Genomic DNA, 20,168 nt, shown 5'->3' with positions numbered 1-20,168 from the left:
GCGTGCGCCGGGCTACTCGGCGGCGGTGAACGTCACCTCGGCGATCGAGCTCTTGTTGCCGCCACCGGACGTGCTCAGCCCCGTGATCCACACCAGCACATCGGAGGTGCGGCCCTCGGCCTCGACGGGGATCTCCGTGACGCCGGACCGTAGCGTCGCCGAGCCGATCACCTGGGTCTGGTCCAGGGAGGCCTGGTCCGACGGTGCGCTGCGGATCTCGACCTTCGTGCCCGGGCTGTCCGACGTCACCGACACCGACGAGAGCGCGGCCGGCTCGGCGAGCGCCACCATCAGTCCCACACCGTTCTTCAGGGCGGGAAACGGCTGGAAGTACGCGTCGGTGCTCCACTCCGTCGACGGATCACCGTCGATCGCCAACCGCGCCGTCGCCGGCGAATCCGGGGTGCCCTGCGGGGAGAAGACCGACACCGCCGACGCCGCCACCGGTCCGGCCGCTGCGGCCGGGGCCGGCGCCTGCGCGACCGGCTCCGACGGCGCCTCAGAGGTCGGGGTGAGACCGAATTCCTGGCTCGTGAGCGGCTCGTCGGAGCTGCCCCCGGCGAGCAGGTTCGCGATCCACCAGCCGATCAGGGCGAGGAGCACCACCGTGGTGATGCCGAGGCCGACGAGCGCGAACAGCATCCGCTCGGACCGCTTCTTCTCCTCGGCGAGGGCCTCCGGGTCCGCGAGGGCGTGGTCGGTGGCGCCGGCACTGCGCTGGCCGAGCCGCAGCGCCGGGATCATGTCGGTCTTCTGGTCCACGACCGAGGCCTGGCCGAGGATGTGCTGCACGGTGGCCGCGGTCCGGATGCCGCCGTCGGCAGCGAGTGCACGCACCGCCACCGCGGAGATCTCGAACGGCACCTCCGCCCGCAGCGTGCGGGGCTCGACCGCGATGCCCTCGGCGGTCAGGTCCGCCGGGCGCATTCCGCCGATCGTGCCGCCGGTGTGCGCCGGGGGCTGTTCCCCGGGCGCGGCCTGCTCGGGCAGCGGCCAGCGTGCGGTGATCAGGCCGTAGAGGCTCGCGCCGAGGCCACGGACGTCGGAGGTCACGTCCGCGTCGGCGAAGGTGGCGGGGAAGGCCAGCACCGCGTCGCCGGCGACACTGATGCGGATCCGGTCGGGGTGATCGATCGAGAGGGCGCCGCCGCTGCGGTGCGCGGCCTCCGCCGCGGCCGCGAGGGCTTGCACAGCGCGGGCCGCACCGAGCGGGGACGGCTCGGTGCCGGACATCTCGCGCAGCGAACGACCGGGCGTCCACTCGGAGACGACGATGCCGCCCGAGCTGCCGCGGACCACGTCGAGCACGCGTGCGAGCCCCGGTGAGTTGATCCGGCCCAGCCGCAGCGTGCGCGACAGGATGGCCTGCGGACCGTCGGGACCGGTCACGTCCCCGGCGCGCTGCTCGGCGTCGACGAACGTCAGTGCCACCTCGCGGTCGAGCTTGACGTCCTGCGCCTGCCAGAATCGCAGACCGCGCGCGCCGCCGTGCGGGGCGAGCAGACGGTAGCGGCCACCGGCAACGGACGCGCCGGGGATCAGCTTCGGTCCGCGCATCGGGGTGCGCGGCGCCGACCCCGGCACCCGCAGCGGAGGCAGCTGGGGCGAGCCGATCGGGATGACGCCGGTGTCGACGTGGGGATCGCGGCGGGGCCGGCCGGCACCGGAGCGGTTCTCGGCCGGGCCGCCGGCGGACTTCTGCGGCGAGGCGGAACGGCCGGGGACGCCGGCCTGCGGGGACTGCGTCGACGTGCCGTCGGTGTCCGTGGACACCGAACCCGGGTCCGTCGATGCGGACTCATCGACCGTGGACTTACCGGTAGCGTGGTCGTCGCTCACCCTCACTCCTTCTTGTTCGACTCGCCCGCCCCGGAGGTAACCGGGAGGCCGTCCGGCATCCGCGAACCGGCGCGATCCGTCCCGGGTGGTACGAACCTGCCGTCGACCAGGGTACGGGAGTTGCCGGTGTGCATCGATGTGGTTCGGCACGTCCCTGATCGCGGGAATCACCTCGGTGACCGCGTCGTACGGGGCCACCCCGTAGTCGCCGTAGTCCAGGCGCGGCAACACGATGGTCTTCTCGGCCTCCGATTCCTCGAAGCGGGCCGCCTCGAGTTCGGCGATCTCGTCGGCATCCGCCTCGGCGACGGCCGGCTCGACGGGCGTGCGCCCGCGCAGCGCGTCGACCTTGCGCCGGACCGCCGCGGTGATCGCCAGGATCTCGGGCACCTTCAGCAACCACATCACCGTGAGGGTCACCAGCAGCATCAGCGCGCCGGTGATCGCGACCCGCACCATCGAGCCGAGGCCGCCGAACCGGTCGCTCAGCGCACCGAGCCGCAGCAGCCGATCGGTGAGCAGCATCGCCACTGTGCCGGCGGCCGAGGCGATCACCACGTGCCACACGGTCCGGCCCACGTTCGCCATCCGCAGGTCGCCGAGGGCGCGGTGCAGCAGGAATCCGCCGATGCCCGCCCCGACCGTGAAGGCCAGGCCGGTCGCCACGCCCAGCAGCAGCACCACCTGGTCGTCGTTGCGGGCGACGACGGGCGCGATCGCGGACAGGCCGATCTTCACGGCGGTGATGCCGAGGATGATCCACGTCGGGGTCCACGCCTGTTCGCGTGCGTAGAACACACGCAGATGGATGAGGACGAGGGCGTAGGGGATCAGGGTGAACGCCGACCAGCTGACCGCCTGGCCCAGCCGTTCGGCGTTGCCCTCGCCGAAGCTGCCGTAGCCGTACAGGGCTGTGCCGATCTGCGGGCCGGCGACGGTGAAGAACACGACGATCGGGATCAGCGCGATCATCGTCAGCCGGGTCGCGACCGACAGGTCGTCCACCACCGCCGGGGTGTCCTCCTCGGCGGCGTTGCGGCTCAGCCGCGGCATGATCGCGGTGAGCACCGTGACGCCGAGGACGCCGTACGGCAGCTGCAGCAGCAGCCACGCGTTGTTGTAGATCGCCGGGCCGGCCGCGTCGGCGCTCGACGAGACGTGTGTCGCGAACACCATGCCGGCCTGGCTGATGAGCACGTACAGCACGATGGCCGCGGCCATGCCGCCGAACTGGCGCAGCCGGTCGTCGAGCCCCCACAGCGGCTTGAGGCTGATCCCCTCGCGGCGCAGCGCCGGCACCAGGGACATCGCCTGGGTCACCACACCGAGGGTGACGCCGCAGCCGAGCAGCAGCAGGTGCGGATCGCTCATGCGCACCGGGTCGAGGGTGATCTCCCCCGGCAGCAGGAAGTACAGGACCAGGACCGTGATGACGACGATGTTGTTCAGCACCGGCGCCCACGCGCCCGGTTTGAACACCTGCCGGGTGTTCAGGATGGCGGTCAGCAGCGCCGACAGGCCGTAGAACAGGATCGCCGGCAGCAGCAGATACGTCAGCGCCGTGGTCAGCGTCGTCGACACCTTGCCCGTGTCGTCGAGGAAGAACCGGGTGACGAGGATCGGCGCTGCGGCGGTGGCCAGCAGGGCGGCGAGGCCGAGCACGGTGAGGGAGACGGTGAACAGGCGCCGGACGAACGCCGTACCGCCGTCCGGGTCCTCGCGTTCCGCGCGGACCAGCACCGGCACGACAATCGAGGTGAGGACGGCACCGAGCACCAGCTCGGAGATCATGTTCGGGATCTGGGCGGCCACCGTGTAGGAGCTGGCGACGGCGGCGCCGAGCAGGGTCAGCAACAGCACCTGCTTGACGAAGCCGGTGATGCGGCTGATCAGGGTCGCGAAGGCGATCGAGCCGGTCGCGGCGAGCAGGCCGGGGCTCTTGCGCGGGGCCGGCTCCGCCGCCGCGGGGGCGGGCGGGGCGACGTCCTCACGGGTCGGATTCCCGGTCATCGTTTCTCGTACCCTTCGTCGGCTGGATCGGGCTCGCCGCGGAAGCGGTGCAGGAGACGACGGCCCGCCAGGAACAGCAGCAGCGCCCCCGCACAGCCGGTGACGATCGCGAGAACCTGGCCGTACGCGTTGGACCGTACCGTCACGTTCGTCGGGGTGCCGAGCGGCAGCCCGGACTCCGTGGTCAGGGCGAACTCGACACCGATCTTCCGCGAGTCGCTGATCTGCGCCGGTACCGTGAGGGTGCGGCTGCCCCGCGGGGGCAGCTGGATGGGCCCGATGTCGGTGATCTTCATCGCCGACGGCGCGTCCACGTGCAGCCGCACGGTGATGCCCACGGGCAGATCGTTGCGCGCGACCAACAGTAGGGGACTCTGTTCCGAGGTCAGCGTGTAGACGCCGCCCGGTGAGAGCACGGTCACTCCCGCGAACATCCCGTCGACGGCGTCGCGCACCTCTTCGCCGCGCTGCTCCGCGTCGCGCGCGGCGACGTCGGGGTCGGGCCCGCGCCGGCCCGCCAGGCTCATCGCGCGCAACAGGTCCTCGCGTAGCGGTGTGGTGAACTGCTGCGGTGTCAGCTGCGCCTGCGGGTCCTCGACGAGCGCCTCCTGGAACGCGTCGAGCCGGGGTGCCTGCTCGCGGGCCGCGTCCATCACGTCGGCCGACGCACCGTCGACGATGGCCTGCTCCGGGTAGGACAGCGCGACGGTGGGGGCGTCCCCGGCGGCGGGTGGGAACAGGGTGTCGAACGGACGCGGGGTGGCCAGGCCGGAGCGGATCAGGGTGCCGACCATCGACAGGACCGCGGCGGCGTCGTCGCCGGACGCGCTCCAGGACTGGGGCGGCACGAACAGTACGGAGCCCGGGGCCGCGGACGCGCCCTCGCCGGTGGACACGGTGCGGGTGGCGTTCTCCGACGTGCGCAGCGCAGGCCAGCTCAGGGCGCCCAGCGCGTCCTGCAGCCGGGCGGCCGGGGAATCCTCGGTGAGGTCGTAGCGGGCATCCTCGGCGGCGAACGACGGCGTCTGGGGAGCGTCGCCCAGCGCGGCGAGCGCGGTGGCGGCGGCGCTGTCGAACAGGACCGCGGACAGACCGTCCACCCCACGCACGGGCATCGGACCCCTGCCCGCCTCCGAGTCCGCGGCGTCGACCGCCGTGTCGGCGAGCAGGGTCGTCACCGGGCCGTCGGCGGCGAGCAGCGCCCCCGACTTCTCGGTGAGCACCCCCGCGTCGGGCCAGACCACGTCGTCCCGGGTCGTGGTGATCCCGAGGGTCGTGTTCACGATCTCGGTCGGTGCGGCGAGCGCGGGCCCGGCGAGGGAGGCGTCGTCGAGTTCGGCGAGGGCGGCCACGTCGACCTGGGCGAAGGGCACCGCGACCGTGCACATCGAGGCCGCCAGGGTGCGCAGCCGTTCCAGCCACGCGACGGCCGCAGCCGTCCCCTCCCCGTCGTGGGTGTCGCCCATCGGCTCGGCGGCGTCCTCGACCACCAGATAGCCGCGGGTCATGTTGGCGACGGTGACGAGCAGATCGGGATCGACGGCCAGGCACATCGTGTCGGCGACGCGGCGGTCCTCGGCGGCGGCCGCTCGCTCGGCGGCGTCGAGCAGTCCGTCGAGCCGGCCGCCGTCGGCGAGCGACGTCGCGAGGTCGTCGTCGACGAGGCGGACCGGTTCCGTCGCCGATCCGGGCACCCCCGCCGCGAGGCGCGGCCGGTCCGCGAGGGGCCACAGCATCGTGACGCCCACGGGTGCGGACGTGTCCGGTGGCACGGGCCGGCTCTCGCGGTTCTCGCTCGCGGGCACCCCCAGCACGGGCAGCAGGAACCGGGCGTCGTCGAGCCGGGCTTGACCGCCGTACTCGGGAGCGCCGTTGACGTTGACGAGCAGCGGATACACGCCGGGGGTGTCGATTCCCAGCGACGGGTCCTCGTCCGAGCGCAGCGCCAGCTCGAGGCGGAACCGCCGCTGCTCACCCCGTGCGAGGACGTCGGTGACCGATTCGAACGGCCCGGTGCGGTCGTAGGCGGTCTGATCCCAGGTCAGCGCCGTGCGCAGCTCCTCGGCGGAGCCGACCGCCGGGGCGCGCTGCAGCCGAACGGCGATGTCCTCGACGTCGCGGTCCCCGACGTTCTCGAGTGTGCCGGTCACGGTCACCACCGGCTCGCTGCTGGTGGACATCGTCGTCGGCGTCACCGAGTCGATGCGCAGCTCGAGGAAGCGCGGGGCGTCGGACGCGTCGCTGCGCGGCTGGGCGACGGCCACGCCGGCCGTCGTCAGGACGAGCGCGAGCACGGCGAGAACGGCCGCCGCGGCCCGGCGAGCTGCCGACGTCATCCGAGACGGGCCTCCGGTCCGCCGGGTCCGAGCAGCATCGACGGATCCATCTCGGCGATCAGCTGGTCGGCGACGTCGGCGAGCCTGCGCTCGTCCGCGTACGCCAGGCGCGAGCGCAGCTCCGGCAGCGGCACCCAGGCCACCTCGGTGACCTCGACGTCGGCGTCGGAGAGCTCGCCGTCCAGGTAACGCAGCAGGTAGTGGTGCACGGTCTTGTGGACGCGCCGGCCCTCGGTGACGAACCAGTAGTCGATGCTGCCGAGCGTGGCGAGGACGGTGCCGTGGATTCCGGTCTCCTCGTGGACCTCGCGCATCGCCGTCTGCTCGGCGGTCTCGCCCTTCTCGATGTGTCCCTTCGGCAGCGACCACAGCAGCCGGCCGCGCCGGTCGGTGCGGCCGATCAACGCCGCGCACAACTTGTCGGGGGGTCCGCCGAGGCCGTCGACCACCAGTCCCCCGGCCGATGTCTCGCGGACCGTGCGCAGGTGAGGCTTCGCCGCGTCGGAGGTGGCCCGGCCACCGGACTTGGCGCCCGCGCCACGCCGCCGCGAGGTGCGGCGGTTGCGGTTGGCACGTTCTGCGGGCGACACCTCATCGATACTAGTTGGCGGGACGTGCGCGACGGTCCAACCAGGCACGTCCGGATCGCGCGACTGCGCGTTCGGCCACCTCGGTAAGGTTCGAAGACGTGAACTCTCCCTCCACCGACACCGAGCGGCGCGCCCGACTGCTCGCCGGGGCCGACGCGACGCTGCGTGCGCTGTCGGACATCCTGGCCCCGCTCGGTGAGCGCTTCACCGCCGCCGGTCACGAGCTGTACCTGGTGGGAGGGAGCGTCCGCGACGCGGTGCTCGGTCGCCTCGGCACCGACCTGGACTTCACCACCGACGCGCGGCCCGAGCAGGTGCAGGCGCTGCTGCGCGGCTGGGCCGACCACCAGTGGGACACCGGCATCGACTTCGGCACGATCAGCGCGGTCAAGGGACCGGAGCAGATCGAGATCACCACGTTCCGCAGCGACGCGTACGACCGCGTCACCCGCCACCCGATCGTCGAGTACGGCACCAGCCTCGAGGACGACCTGATTCGCCGCGACTTCACCGTCAATGCCATGGCGGTGCGGATCGGCCCGACCGGCGCGGAGGACTTCGTCGACCCGCTCGGCGGGATGGACGCCCTGCTCGCCGGGGTCATCGACACCCCCGCGATGCCGAGCGAGTCGTTCCACGACGATCCGCTGCGGATGCTGCGCGCGGCGCGGTTCGTCTCCCAGCTGGGGTTCGCGCTGGCGGAGCGGGTGCACGACGCGATCGTGGCCATGGGTGACGAGATCCTGCGGATCAGCGCCGAACGGGTGCAGGCCGAGCTCGACAAGCTGATCCTCGGTGCCTACCCGATCGAGGGCATCGACATCATGGTGGAGACCGGCCTCGCCGAGCGGGTGATCCCGGAGATCCCGGCGATGAAGCTCGAGATCGACGAGCACCATCAGCACAAGGACGTGTACTGGCATTCGCTGACCGTGCTCAGGCAGGCCATCGACCTCGAGGACGGGGATCCCGATCTCGTGCTGCGCTGGGCGGCCCTGTTGCACGACATCGGCAAGCCCGCCACGAAGCACAACGAGCCGGGCGGCGGCGTCAGCTTCCACCACCACGAGGTCGTCGGGGCCAAGCTCGTCCGCAAGCGGATGCGGGCCCTGAAGTACTCCAAGCAGATGGTCGACGACGTCAGCCAGCTCGTGTTCCTGCACCTGCGGTTCCACGGCTACGGCAAGGGCCAGTGGACGGACTCGGCGGTCCGGCGCTACGTGCACGACGCCGGTGAACTGCTGCCTCGGCTGCACAAGCTGGTGCGGGCGGACTGCACAACCCGCAACAAGCGCCGGGCCGCGGCGCTGCAGGCCACCTACGACGATCTCGAGACGCGCATCGAGCGGATCGCCGAGCAGGAGGACCTGGCGAAGGTGCGGCCCGACCTCGACGGCAACGCCATCATGGAGCTGCTCGGCCTGAGACCCGGCCCGCAGGTCGGGCAGGCCTGGAAGTTCCTCAAGGAGCTGCGGCTCGACCGTGGTCCCCTCGATCGCGCCGAGGCCGAGGCCGAGCTGGTGAAGTGGTGGGCGCAGCAGCCCAAGTCCTAGCGGCCGGGTAGCCGGGCGGGTGCGGGTCCGCGCGACCGCCGCCCGCGCCCCCGGACACCCGCCCGAATTCTGATCACGCTGCGGTTACCCAAAGTCGTGACTCATTCCAGAAAAGTGCGTCATAGTATCCACGTGCCCTCGACGCGGGATTACGTGGAGCAGTTGCGTACGGCGGAGCTGCGCGTGACCCGGCCCCGGATCGCGGTGCTGGAGGCGGTGCACGCGCATCCGCACGCCGACACGGAGACGGTCTTCGGCGCCGTGCGCACCGTTCTGCCCGACGTGTCCCGGCAGACCGTGTACGACGTGCTGCATGCGCTGACCGATGCGGGTCTGGTGCGGCGGATCCAGCCGTCCGGGTCCGTCGCCCGCTACGAGTCGCGTGTCGGGGACAACCACCACCACCTCGTCTGCCGGTCCTGTGGGGCCATCGCCGACGTCGACTGCGCCGTCGGCGAGGCCCCCTGCCTGACCGCCTCCGACCACCGCGGCTTCCTCGTCGACGAGGCCGAGGTCATCTATTGGGGCATGTGCCCCGACTGCTCGGCAGCACACGCTTCGCGATCACATCCGTGATCACCGTCCGATTCACCGAAACCCGGAAGGAAGGGCCGACGTGTCCAACAGTGAAAGCGAAAATCCGGTAATCCCGTCCCCCGAGCCGAAGCCGCATCGGCCCAGGACCAACCGGGACTGGTGGCCGAACCAGCTGGACCTGCAGGTTCTCCACCAGCACTCGCCCCTCTCCAATCCGATGGGCCCGGACTACAACTACGCCGACGAGTTCGCGACCCTCGACGTCGAGTCCCTGAAACAGGACATCTTCGAGTTGATGACGACGTCGCAGGAGTGGTGGCCGGCCGACTACGGCCATTACGGGCCGCTCTTCATCCGGATGAGCTGGCATGCCGCGGGCACGTACCGCATCGCCGACGGCCGGGGCGGTGGCGGCAAGGGCGCCCAGCGCTTCGCCCCCCTCAACAGCTGGCCCGACAACGCGAGCCTCGACAAGGCGCGGCGGTTGCTCTGGCCGATCAAGCAGAAGTACGGCCGGAAGCTCTCGTGGGCGGACCTGCTGATCTTCGCCGGCAACTGCGCCTACGAATCGATGGGGTTCAAGACGTTCGGCTTCGGCTTCGGGCGCGAGGACATCTGGGAGCCCGACGAGGTGTTCTGGGGACCCGAGGACACGTGGCTCGGGGACGAGCGTTACGCCGGCGACAGGGAACTGTCCGGCCCGTTCGGCGCCGTGCAGATGGGTCTGATCTACGTGAATCCGGAAGGGCCCAACGGTAACCCGGATCCGATCGCCGCGGCCCGGGACATCCGGGAGACGTTCGGCCGGATGGCGATGAACGACGTCGAGACCGCGGCGCTCATCGCCGGTGGTCACAGCATCGGCAAGACCCACGGCGCCGCCACGGCCGACCACGTCGGTCCCGAGCCGGAGGCCGCTCCCATCGAACAGCAGGGTCTCGGCTGGAAGAACTCCTTCGGCACCGGCGTGGGCGGGGACGCGATCACCAGCGGTCTCGAGGGCGCCTGGACACCCACCCCCCGGCAGTGGGACAACAGCTTCCTGGAAACCCTCTACGGTTACGAGTGGGAGAAGACCAAGAGCCCCGCCGGTGCGTGGCAGTGGATCCCGAAGGACGGGGCCGGAGCCGACGCCGTCCCCGACGCCCACAATCCGTCGAAGCGGCATTCGCCGGTGATGCTGACGACGGACCTCTCGTTGCGACTCGACCCGATCTACGGACCGATCACCCGGCGCTGGCTGGACAACCCGAAGGAGTTCGAGGAGGAATTCGCGAAGGCCTGGTACAAGCTGCTGCATCGCGACATGGGACCCGTCGCGCGCTACCTCGGACCGTGGGTCCCCGAGCCGCAGCTGTGGCAGGACCCGGTTCCCGCGGTCGACCACGAACTGATCGGAGCGGACGACATCGCCGCCCTCGGGAGCAAGATCCTCGAATCGGGACTGTCCATCCCCCAGCTGGTCGCCGCCGCGTGGGCGTCGGCGGCGAGCTTCCGCGGCACCGACAAGCGCGGCGGGGCCAACGGGGCACGCATCCGCCTCGAGCCGCAGAAGAACTGGGAGATCAACGAACCGGATCGGGTGGCCGAGGTGCTGCAGAGCCTCGAGCGGATCCGGCAGGACTTCAACAGCGCACAGTCTGCGAAGAAGGTCTCGCTCGCAGACCTGATCGTCCTGGCCGGATGCGCCGCCGTCCAGCAGGCGGCGAAGAACGCCGGCGTCGAGATCACGGTGCCGTTCACGCCGGGCCGCACCGATGCCTCGCAGGAACAGACCGATGTGGAGTCGTTCGCCGTGCTCGAACCCGCGGCCGACGGGTTCCGCAACTACCTGCGGGCCGGCGAGAAGCTGCCGCCGGAGCGGCTGATGCTGGACCGGGCGAACCTGTTGACGTTGACCGCTCCGGAGATGACGGTTCTCGTCGGCGGGATGCGTGCCCTGAACGCCAACTTCGGGCAATCCGCCCACGGCGTGTTCACCGACCGGCCCGAGGCACTGACCATCGACTTCTTCGTGAACCTGCTCGACATGCGCACGGAGTGGAAGGTGTCCGAGTCGACCGAGAACGTGTACGAGGGTCGCGATCGTGCCACGGGGGAGGTCAAGTGGACGGCCACGGCCGTCGACCTCGTCTTCGGTTCGAACTCGCAGCTGCGCGGTATCGCCGAGGTCTACGGCAGCGCCGACGCGCAGCAGAAGTTCGTGCAGGACTTCGTCTCGGCATGGAACAAGGTGATGAACCTCGACCGGTTCGACCTCACCTGATCCCTGAGGATCGGGCCTCTCCCGGGCCGATCCTCCACACCTCGGGCGGCATCCCGCCGGCTGTGTCGGCCGGCGGGATGCCGTGCGTTCGGGGTGCGCGCTCACCCTCTCACCGCCCCGGGCGGCGAATCGTGAGCCAGATGTCACCGGGGACTCACCACGGTTAATGCCCACGAAACACGGTGTCGGGAGCATGAGACCCGGCCGGAGGAACGTGGCCGACCCAGGTGAGGAGCGGTTCGATGCAGGGCGAGATCACGAAGGTCAAGACCGCCTGCTCATACTGCGGCGTGGGCTGCGGCATGGTGCTGGAGGTCGGCCTCGACCCCGCCACCGGCGGCCGCCGGGTGCTCGACGCGTACGGCGACAAGGAGCACCCCACCAACTTCGGGCGGCTGTGCACGAAGGGGGCGACCAGCGCCGAGATGCTGGCCGCCGGCGGACGGATGGAGACCGCGTACCGGCGCCCCGAACGCGGCGGTGCGCCGGTGCCCGTGGAGGTCGACGCCGCGATCGCCGAGACCGCCCGCCGGTTGCGGGAGGTGCTCGACGAGCACGGACCCGACGCCCTGTCCTTCTACGTCTCCGGCCAGATGTCCCTCGAAGCCCAGTACCTGATCACCAAGCTCGCGAAGGGGTTCGTCGGCACCAACAACGTCGAGTCCAACTCGCGGTTGTGCATGGCCAGCGCCGGCACCGGTTACAAGCAGTCGCTCGGCGCGGACGGCCCGCCCGGCTCCTACCAGGACTTCGACCACGCGGACCTGTTCTTCGTCAGCGGCGCGAACATGGCCGACTGCCACCCCATCCTCTTCCTCAGGATGATGAACCGGGTCAAGGCCGGTGCGAAGCTCGTCGTCGTCGACCCCCGTCGCACGGCCACCGCCGAGAAGGCGGACCTGTTCCTGCAGATCGCGCCGGGGACCGACCTGGCGCTGCTGAACGGTCTGTTGCACCTGATCGTCGAGAACGGGCACGTCGACCGGGCGTTCGTGGCGGAATTCACCGAGGGCTGGGACGCCATGCCCGGGTTCCTCGCGGACTACACCCCCGCACGCGTCGCGGAGATCACCGGACTGGCCGAAGAGGACATCCGCACGGCCGCGCGGTGGATCGGCGAGGCCGGTGACTGGATGTCGTGCTGGACCATGGGCTTGAACCAGAGCACCCACGGCACCTGGAACACCAACGCGATCTGCAACCTGCATCTGGCCACCGGCGCGATCTGCCGCACCGGCAGCGGCCCGTTCTCGCTCACCGGCCAGCCCAACGCCATGGGCGGCCGCGAGATGGGATACATGGGGCCCGGCCTGCCGGGGCAGCGCTCCGTCCTCGTCGACGCCGAGCGGGCCTTCGTCGAGCAGCAGTGGGGGCTGCCGCCCGGCGCGATCCCCACCACGGTCGGCAAGGGCACCGTCGACATGTTCGAGCAGATGGCCGCGGGCGTCATCCGGGCCTGCTGGATCATCTGCACCAATCCGGTTGCCTCCGTGGCTAATCGGCGCACCGTCGTCGAAGGTCTCGAGAAGGCCGAGTTCGTCGTCGCACAGGACGTCTTTCTCGAGACCGAAACCACCGCGTACGCAGACGTCCTGCTGCCGGGAGCGCTGTGGGCGGAGTCGGAGGCGGTGATGGTCAACTCCGAGCGCAACCTCACGCTGCTGCCACAGGCGATCGACCCCGTCGGACAGGCCCTGCCGGACTGGCAGATCATCGCGCGCGTCGCCTGCGCCATGGGCTACGCCGAGGCGTTCACCTATTCCTGCCCCGAGGAGATCTTCGAGGAGATCACGCGCTTCTGGAACCCCAAGACCGGATACGACCTGCGCGGAATCACGTACGACCGGTTGCGCGAGACCCCCGTGCAATGGCCGTGCCCGCCGGACGCCGCGACCGACCGGAACCCGATCCGCTATCTCAACGACGGGGTGAGCCAGACCCTGCTGAGGTCGGAGGACGGCACCGTCCCCCGGCTGCGGTTCGCCACCGCCACTGGCAGGGCCGCGTTCCACCCCCGACCGCACATGCTGCCGGCCGAGATGCCCGACGACGACTTCCCCGTCGTGCTCGGCACCGGCCGCGTCCAGCACCAGTGGCACACGCTCACCAAGACGGGGAAGGTCGCCAAGCTCAACAAGCTGAATCCCGGACCCTTCGTCGAGATCAATCCCGTTGATGCGCAAATACTCTCGATCGCGGACGGTGACCAGGTGGAGGTCGCGTCCCGCCGGGGCCGGGCGGTGCTGCCGGCCGTGGTCACCGACCGGGTGCGGCCGGGTAGCTGCTTCGCCCCGTTCCACTGGAACGACATGTTCGGGGAGTACCTGTCGATCAACGCGGTCACCAACGACGCCGTCGATCCCGCGTCGCTGCAGCCGGAGTTCAAGGTGTGCGCGGTGTCGCTGACCAAGGTGGCAACGCCCGCCCGGCCCGAACCGTCGGGTGCGCCGGCCGACCGGCTCGCCTCGACGCTCGGGCTGGGGGACGTCGCGCCGCCTGTGCTCGACGATATCGAAAAACGTTATCTGACAGGATTTCTCACGGGATTCCGGGAGTCCGGACAGGTGGGTGTGCCGGTGCTCCCGGCGTCCGCCCCTCTTCCGGCTGCCACCCGGGCATGGGTGGACGGGCTGCTCGCGGGGCACTTTTCGCACGCCGTACCGGACCGCGACGAGGCCGACGGTGTGCCGCCGGTGGTGGTGGCGTGGGCGTCGCAGACCGGCAACGCCGAGGAGTTCGCCCGGATGTGCGCCGAGCGCCTCCGCGCCGCGGGCCGGCCCGCCTCCCTGGTCGGGATGGACGACTACGACGTGTCCGCGCTGACCGGGGTGCGCGACCTGCTCGTCATCACCAGCACCTTCGGCGACGGCGACGCCCCGGACAACGGCACCGCCTTCTGGAACGCCCTCAACAGCGACGACACGCCCCGCCTTCCCGACACCCGCTACGCCGTGCTGGCGTTCGGGGACTCGAGCTACGACGACTTCTGCGGTCACGGCCGCCGCATCGACGAGCGGCTCACCGAACTCGGGGCCACCCGGCTCACGCAACGGGTGGACTGCGAGCCCGACTACGACGAGCCGGCCGGCGAATGGCTCGCCACCGTCGAGCAACTCGTGCGTCCCGACGGTGCCGCGCCGGCCCCGATCATCTCGGGGCCCCCGGCGAAGTCCGAACCTGCATACAGCCGGAGGGCACCGCTCGTCACCCGGCTGACCCGGAACGTCCCGCTCAGTGGACCGGGATCGTCGAAGGACGTGCGTCAGTTCGGATTCGAGCTGTACGACCCGGACTTCGTGTACGAGGCCGGGGACGCGCTCGGCGTGATGCCCACCAACGGACCCGAGACGGTCGACGAATGGCTGCAGGTCACCGCGCTCGACCCGGAGACACCCGTGGAATTGGCCGATCTGCCGACCATCCCATTGCGCGAGGCCGCCACCCGGCACCTCGAGATCGCTCGCGTGACCCCCGAGCTGCTGCGGTTCGTCCACGAGCAGACCCAGAGCGCGGAGCTGGCCAAGCTGCTGCGGCCGGGTAACAAGATCGAGCTGCAGCAGTGGTTGTGGGGCAAGCAGGCGATGGACGTGATCTCGGCGTATCCGTTCAAGGCGCCGATCGAGGAGTGGCTGCCCGTGCTCAAGCGGCTGCAGCCCCGCATGTACTCGATCTCCTCGAGCCCGCGGACCAACCCCCGCGAGGTGCAGCTGACCGTCTCGGTGGTGCGCTACAGCTACGAGGGCATCGGCCGGGCCGGGGTGTGCTCGAGCTTCCTCGCCGACCACAGCCACGGCGTCGACATCCCCATCTTCGTCCAGCGCAGCAACCACTTCCGGCCGCCCCGGACGCCGGACACCCCGATGATCATGGTCGGTCCCGGCACCGGCATCGCGCCGTTCCGTGCCTTTCTGCACGATCGCCGCGAGATGGGCCACACCGGCCGGAACTGGCTGTTCTTCGGCGATCAGCGTTCGTCCACCGACTACCTGTACCGGGACGAGATCGAGGCGATGCACGCCGACGGCTTCCTCACCCGGCTCGATCTGGCCTTCTCCCGCGACCAGCGGCAGAAGGTCTACGTGCAGGACCGGATGCGCGAGCACGGGGCCCAGCTGTGGAAGTGGTTGCAGGACGGTGCCCACTTCTACGTGTGCGGCGACGCGAGCCGGATGGCCAAGGACGTCGACGAGACGCTGCGCGAGGTGGTGCAGGTGCACGGCAGGCTCGACGAGGAGGACGCCGAAACGTACGTCGAGCAGCTCGCCGCCGAGAAGCGCTACGTGCGCGACGTGTACTGATCCGCAGATTCGTTCCATAGACCTTGATAGGTCCGCAGAAGCGGAAGTAGTGTCTGCTTTGTGACGCAGATTCGCATCAAGGATGCCGCCCGGCTGCTCGGCGTCAGCGACGACACCGTCCGGCGGTGGATCGATCAGGGTGCCCTGCCGGCCGGCAAGGACGGGGCCGGCCGCAAGATCGTCGAGGGAGCCGACCTTGCCGAGTTCGCCCGCCGGCAGGCGGACGAGGCACCCGATCTGCTCGGCGTGGGCAGCTCCGCCCGCAACCGGTTCGCGGGGATCGTGACCCGCGTGGTGTCCGACACCGTCATGGCGCAGGTGGAGATGCAGTGCGGCCCGCACCGCGTCGTCTCGCTGATGAGCAGCGAAGCCGTCCGTGAACTCGGCCTCGAACCGGGCAGCCTCGGGGTGGCCGTCGTCAAGGCCACGACGGTGATCGTCGAAACCCCGGCGGCTGCGTCGTGAGACGGCCGGAGGCAGTCGTCTTCGCGCTCTCGGCGCTGATGCTCTCCTCGTGCGGCTCCGGTGGCGACGGCGACCCTGCGCCCGCCACGGCGGTCGCCGGCGAGCTGACCGTGTTCGCAGCCGCGTCGCTGCAGGTACCGTTCCGGGAGATCGAGGAGCGGTTCGAGACCGAGAATCCGGGCACAGATGTCATTTTCGACTTCGCCGGCTCGGCCGACCTCGTCGCGAGGTTGTCCCAGGGTGCCCCCGCCGATGTCTTCGCCTCCGCCGACACGGCGAACATGACCGGGGCTGTCGATGCCGGTCTCGTGGCCGGCGAGCCCGTGAACTTCGCGGCCAACACCCTCACCATCGTCACCGAACCCGGAAACCCCGAGGACGTGCGGACTTTCGCGGACCTGACCCGACCCGGACTCGACGTCGTCGTGTGTGCGCCGCAGGTGCCGTGCGGCGCCGCGACCGCCCGCATCGAGGACGCCGCCGGCGTCGCCCTCGAGCCCGTCAGCGAGGAGTCCTCGGTGACGGACGTGCTCGGCAAGGTCGCCACCGGGCAGGCCGACGCCGGGCTCGTCTACGTCACCGACGCTCTGCGGGCCGGCGACGACGTGACCGCCGTGCCGTTCCCCGAGTCCGCGGCGGCCGTCAACACCTACCCCGTCGCCGTCCTCGCAGACGGCGCGAACCCCGCGACGGCGGCGGCGTTCCTCGCGTACGTCACCGGCCCCGAGGGACGACGGATCCTCGCCGAGAAGGGATTCGCGGCCCCGTGACGCGCGTCCGACCGGCCGGGCTGCCGACGTGGATCCACGTCCCCGCGATCATCGGCGGGTTGTTCGTCGCCCTGCCGTTGCTGTCGCTGATCCTCGCCGTCGACTGGCGGCGCTTCCCGGAACTGGTGACGTCCGAGGCATCCGTGCAGGCCCTGACGCTGAGCCTGCGCACCGCGGCGGCCGCCACGGTGCTGTGCATCCTGCTCGGCGTGCCGATGGCGACCGTGCTCGCGCGCAGCACCTTGCGCTTCCTTCCGGTGCTGCGCGCGCTCGTGCTGCTGCCGCTCGTGCTGCCGCCCGTGGTCGGCGGGATCGCACTGTTGTACACCTTCGGGCGCCGCGGACTGATCGGCGAGCACCTCGAGCTGCTCGGAATTCGTATCGCGTTCTCCACCACGGCAGTTGTCCTCGCGCAGACGTTCGTCGCGCTGCCGTTCCTGGTGATGAGCCTCGAGGGTGCCCTGCGCACCGCCGGCACCCGGTACGAGGTCGTCGCCGCGACGCTCGGGGCACCCCCCACCACCGTCTTCCGCAGGGTCACCCTGCCGCTCGTGCTGCCGGGCCTCGCGTCCGGCACCGTGCTGGCCTTCGCGCGGGCGCTCGGCGAGTTCGGGGCCACCCTCACCTTCGCCGGCAGCCTCCAGGGTGTCACCCGCACGTTGCCGCTCGAGATCTATCTCCAGCGCGAAACCGACGCGGACGCGGCGGTGGCGTTGTCGCTGTTGCTCGTCGCGGCCGCCCTCGTGATCGTCGTCGCCGCGCGGGGGCGGCGGATCGCGGGTGGACTGTGACCGGCCTGCGGCTGCGGGCCCGGGTCGCGTCCCGGGACGTCGATCTCGCTGTCGCCGTGGAGTCCGGCAGCGTGCTCGCCGTCCTGGGACCCAACGGCGCGGGTAAGTCGACGCTGCTGAACGTGATCGCCGGCTTGCTGCAGCCCGACGACGGTCGCGTCGAACTCGACGGGCGCGTGCTCACCGACACCGCGGCGGGCGTGGCCGTGCCGCCACACCGTCGCGTGGTGGCCCTACTCGCCCAGCAGCCGCTGCTGTTCCCGCACCTGAACGTCGTCGACAACGTCGCCTTCGCTCCCCGCAGCGCGGGCCGTGGCCGATCGGCCGCCCGCGCCGAGGCGTTGCGGCAGCTCGCCGCGGTCGACGCAACGGAACTCGCCGACCGCAGGCCGCACCAGCTCTCCGGGGGGCAGGCCCAGCGCGTTGCGATTGCCCGCGCGCTGGCGGCCGACCCGCGGTTGCTGCTGCTCGACGAACCGATGGCCGCCCTCGACGTGACGGCCGCCCCGGCCGTGCGGTCGCTGCTGCGCACCGTCCTGCGCGCACCGGGACGTACGGCGCTGGTGGTCACCCACGACCCGCTCGACGCCCTGGCGCTCGCCGACCGGGCGGCGGTGCTCGACGACGGCCGGATCGTCGAGGAGGGCACGGTGCGCGACGTGCTGTCCCGGCCGCGCAGTGTCTTCGCGGCCCGCATCGCAGGCCTCAACCTGCTCGCCGGCACCGTCACCGCGGACGGACTCGACACCCCCGTCGGCCGGGTCCGCGGTGTGCTCGACGACGACTGTGCCCCTGGGAATTCGGCAGTGGCGGTGTTCACCCCCGCCGCCGTCGCGGTCTATCCCGAGGAACCCCACGGCAGCCCCCGCAACTCGTTCGTCGTCGTCGTCGGCGAACTCGAGGTCCGCGGTGCCACCGTCCTCGTCCGGGCCGCCGAGTCCGGAATCACCGCCGAGGTCACCACGTCCGCGGCCGCCGATCTCGCGCTCGGACCGGGTGCGACGATGTGGTTCGTCGTCAAGGCCACCGAGGTCCGCATCCATGCCGCCCGCTGACCGAGCGAATGTATCGTTCCGTCGGACTGAGGAGGTGAACGATACATTCGCTCGGCTCACGCTGCGCGCGAAAGCGATTCAGTTCAGGCGGGCGCGCATCAGGTAGACGTTGTAGCTGTCCCACTCGGAGACGGTGAAGTACAGATCCGCACCGTGGGACCACGGGTGCATGAAGCCGCCGTATGCCTTCGGGTAGTCCGAGGTCCGTACCAGCGTCGTGGCATCGGACCAGACGCCCTGCGGCGACTCCGACTCGCGGAGAACGATGTTGCCCGCGATCGGGTCCAGGTAGCTCATCTGCCAGCGGCCGCGTCCGGCGTCGAACCGCACCGACAGCTCGCTCGCCGCACCGTCGACGAGCGGGGTGGCGAGCTGCTCGAAGACGGGCATCCAGCGGTCGTGCACCCAGAACTGGTACGCGGAGGGATTGAGCACGTCGTCGACCGGCACGCGGGCCAGGCCCACCGACCCGATGCGGCCGTTCGGAGTGCCGAACATGTAAACGTGGTCGCCGTGCGGCACCATCGTCGCGACCTGGAACCGGCCGAGCCCGAACACGTTGTCCCAGCGGGCATGCGGGTCCTTCGTCCACGTCTGGCCGTGGTCGTCGGAGTAGGCGATGCCGCCGTGGTTGGTGTACCACATGCCCGGCACGACGCTCCACCGTCGCACTGACATGTAGCTCACGTACTGGCGGTCGCCGATCGCGAAGCCGGAGGTGGGGATGACGGTCGTCTCGAAGTTCTTCACATGCCGGGCGTCGAGGATCTCCGCGGCGTGGCAGGGGCTGTCCTGCACCATCGCGTCGATGGTGAGGCCGTCCGACAGTTCGGTGTCGCGGCTGAATGCCAGGACGTTGCTGCGCCAGTCGCCGCCGGCCCCGCCCGGCGGCGACCATTCGAGCCCGAACGTGTCGCCGAACGCGAGGGCGACCTCGCCGGGGCGCGTCTCCCACACGATGCCGAGGTCGGTGCCGTGCACGGCCCAGCGTGCATCGGTGCGGTTCTCCGAGCCGGGACCGGTCAGCTGGGAGACCAGCGCGACGTCGCCGACGGCGGGGGCGGGCGGCCGGGCGGTGACGGTACCCGGCTCGAACGGCGGATTCTCCCGTGGCGGGGCCGGTGATACGGGTGCACCCGGCACGCCGGGCACGGGAATCGGGATCGTCTCCGGCTGTGGATCCAGCTCGACGCGCGGCAGGAAACTCGAGGATCCGCTCGAGCCGGCGGACCCACTCGAGCCACTCGAGCCACTCGAGCCGCCGGGCAGGGCGTCGGGAGCGTCCGGCGCGAGACCGAGGTCCGGGCACGGGTCGGCGCACGGGTCGGCGGGCAACGGCTGCTGCGGTACGCGGGTGTCATCCGGCGCCGGGCCGGGGACCGGGACCGGGACGATCTCGGGGTACGGCAGGGGAATCTTCACGACGGGCGGGATGTCGATCCGTGGCAGCTGCGGCGCGCCGGGGTCCGGGGGCTCGACCGCGGGATCGAAGCCCGGTTCGCAGCACGAGTTGACGGGCGGGGCGGGCGACGCCTGGGCGGGCAGCGCGGACAGCGGCAGGGTCAACGAGACCAGGGCGAGAACAGCCAGCGGCGTGCGGTGCCTGCGTGCCATCGCGTTCTCCTCCGGATACTCGGGAAAAGCCCCGGAGAACCTAA

The 20,168-nt window shown here is 70.9% G+C and carries 12 protein-coding genes; 8 read left to right on the top strand and 4 right to left on the bottom strand.

Going from position 1 to position 20,168, the window contains the following annotated elements:
• Positions 1–12 precede the first annotated feature (12 nt).
• Genes murJ through G6038_RS08855 form a run of 3 tightly spaced genes read right to left on the bottom strand, consistent with a single transcriptional unit; the run spans position 13 to position 6,775 of the window.
• Positions 13–3,849 carry a murein biosynthesis integral membrane protein MurJ gene (gene murJ, locus G6038_RS08865; protein ID WP_165037322.1) on the bottom strand — a complete coding sequence of 1,279 codons (3,837 nt, stop codon included), beginning with the start codon at positions 3,847–3,849 and terminating at the stop codon, positions 13–15.
• Positions 3,846–6,185, bottom strand: a complete 2,340-nt coding sequence (locus G6038_RS08860; RefSeq protein WP_165037321.1) for a DUF6049 family protein — start codon at positions 6,183–6,185, stop codon at positions 3,846–3,848. The genes murJ and G6038_RS08860 overlap by 4 nt, the downstream gene beginning before the upstream one ends.
• Positions 6,182–6,775 (bottom strand): NUDIX hydrolase, encoded by a 594-nt coding sequence (locus G6038_RS08855; RefSeq protein ID WP_006934418.1) that lies wholly within the window; start codon positions 6,773–6,775, stop codon positions 6,182–6,184. The genes G6038_RS08860 and G6038_RS08855 overlap by 4 nt, the downstream gene beginning before the upstream one ends.
• A 98-nt stretch (positions 6,776–6,873) precedes the next feature.
• On the opposite strand from G6038_RS08855, the gene G6038_RS08850 reads away from it, so the two are divergent.
• The 8 genes from G6038_RS08850 to G6038_RS08815 all read left to right on the top strand — a co-directional run bounded on the left by G6038_RS08850 (position 6,874) and on the right by G6038_RS08815 (position 18,510).
• On the top strand, positions 6,874–8,328 hold the full coding sequence (locus tag G6038_RS08850) for a CCA tRNA nucleotidyltransferase (protein ID WP_165037320.1): 1,455 nt from the start codon (positions 6,874–6,876) through the stop codon (positions 8,326–8,328).
• Positions 8,329–8,460: 132 nt separating this feature from the next.
• Positions 8,461–8,904: a Fur family transcriptional regulator gene (locus G6038_RS08845; protein ID WP_165037319.1), complete on the top strand. Its 444-nt coding sequence runs from the start codon at positions 8,461–8,463 to the stop codon at positions 8,902–8,904.
• Between the two features lie 40 nt (positions 8,905–8,944).
• Entirely contained in the window at positions 8,945–11,131 is a 2,187-nt protein-coding gene (katG, locus tag G6038_RS08840) for a catalase/peroxidase HPI (protein WP_165037318.1), read from the top strand.
• A 242-nt stretch (positions 11,132–11,373) separates the two neighbouring features.
• Complete coding sequence (locus G6038_RS08835; protein WP_165037317.1) at positions 11,374–15,429, top strand: bifunctional nitrate reductase/sulfite reductase flavoprotein subunit alpha; 4,056 nt, start codon at positions 11,374–11,376, stop codon at positions 15,427–15,429.
• A gap of 60 nt (positions 15,430–15,489) precedes the next feature.
• Positions 15,490–15,894, top strand: a complete 405-nt coding sequence (locus G6038_RS08830; protein WP_165037316.1) for a helix-turn-helix transcriptional regulator — start codon at positions 15,490–15,492, stop codon at positions 15,892–15,894.
• Complete coding sequence (gene modA / locus G6038_RS08825; RefSeq protein WP_346772778.1) at positions 15,891–16,664, top strand: molybdate ABC transporter substrate-binding protein; 774 nt, start codon at positions 15,891–15,893, stop codon at positions 16,662–16,664. The genes G6038_RS08830 and modA overlap by 4 nt, the downstream gene beginning before the upstream one ends.
• Positions 16,661–17,455, top strand: coding sequence for an ABC transporter permease (locus G6038_RS08820; protein WP_165037315.1), 795 nt, complete (start codon positions 16,661–16,663; stop codon positions 17,453–17,455). The genes modA and G6038_RS08820 overlap by 4 nt, the downstream gene beginning before the upstream one ends.
• Entirely contained in the window at positions 17,452–18,510 is a 1,059-nt protein-coding gene (locus tag G6038_RS08815; RefSeq protein WP_165037314.1) for an ATP-binding cassette domain-containing protein, read from the top strand. The genes G6038_RS08820 and G6038_RS08815 overlap by 4 nt, the downstream gene beginning before the upstream one ends.
• A 78-nt stretch (positions 18,511–18,588) precedes the next feature.
• Here G6038_RS08815 and G6038_RS08810 read toward each other — a convergent pair whose 3' ends face one another.
• Positions 18,589–20,124, bottom strand: coding sequence for a DUF4185 domain-containing protein (locus tag G6038_RS08810; RefSeq protein WP_165037313.1), 1,536 nt, complete (start codon positions 20,122–20,124; stop codon positions 18,589–18,591).
• Between the last annotated feature and the right edge of the window lie 44 nt (positions 20,125–20,168).

The sequence above is a fragment of the Rhodococcus sp. 14C212 genome (assembly GCF_011058195.1).
GTDB classification, from domain to species: Bacteria; Actinomycetota; Actinomycetes; order Mycobacteriales; family Mycobacteriaceae; genus Rhodococcus; species Rhodococcus aetherivorans.
Note: the sequence above shows the minus strand (reverse complement) of the source record. Positions and strands in the feature narration are given on the sequence as shown.

Excerpts from the sequence above, each read along its gene's own strand:
- murJ (WP_165037322.1), bottom strand. The coding sequence starts at position 3,849 with ATGACCGGGAATCCGACCCGTGAGGACGTCGCCCCGCCCGCCCCCGCG.
- G6038_RS08860 (WP_165037321.1), bottom strand. The coding sequence starts at position 6,185 with ATGACGTCGGCAGCTCGCCGGGCCGCGGCGGCCGTTCTCGCCGTGCTC.
- G6038_RS08835 (WP_165037317.1), top strand. The coding sequence starts at position 11,374 with ATGCAGGGCGAGATCACGAAGGTCAAGACCGCCTGCTCATACTGCGGC.
- G6038_RS08810 (WP_165037313.1), bottom strand. The coding sequence starts at position 20,124 with ATGGCACGCAGGCACCGCACGCCGCTGGCTGTTCTCGCCCTGGTCTCG.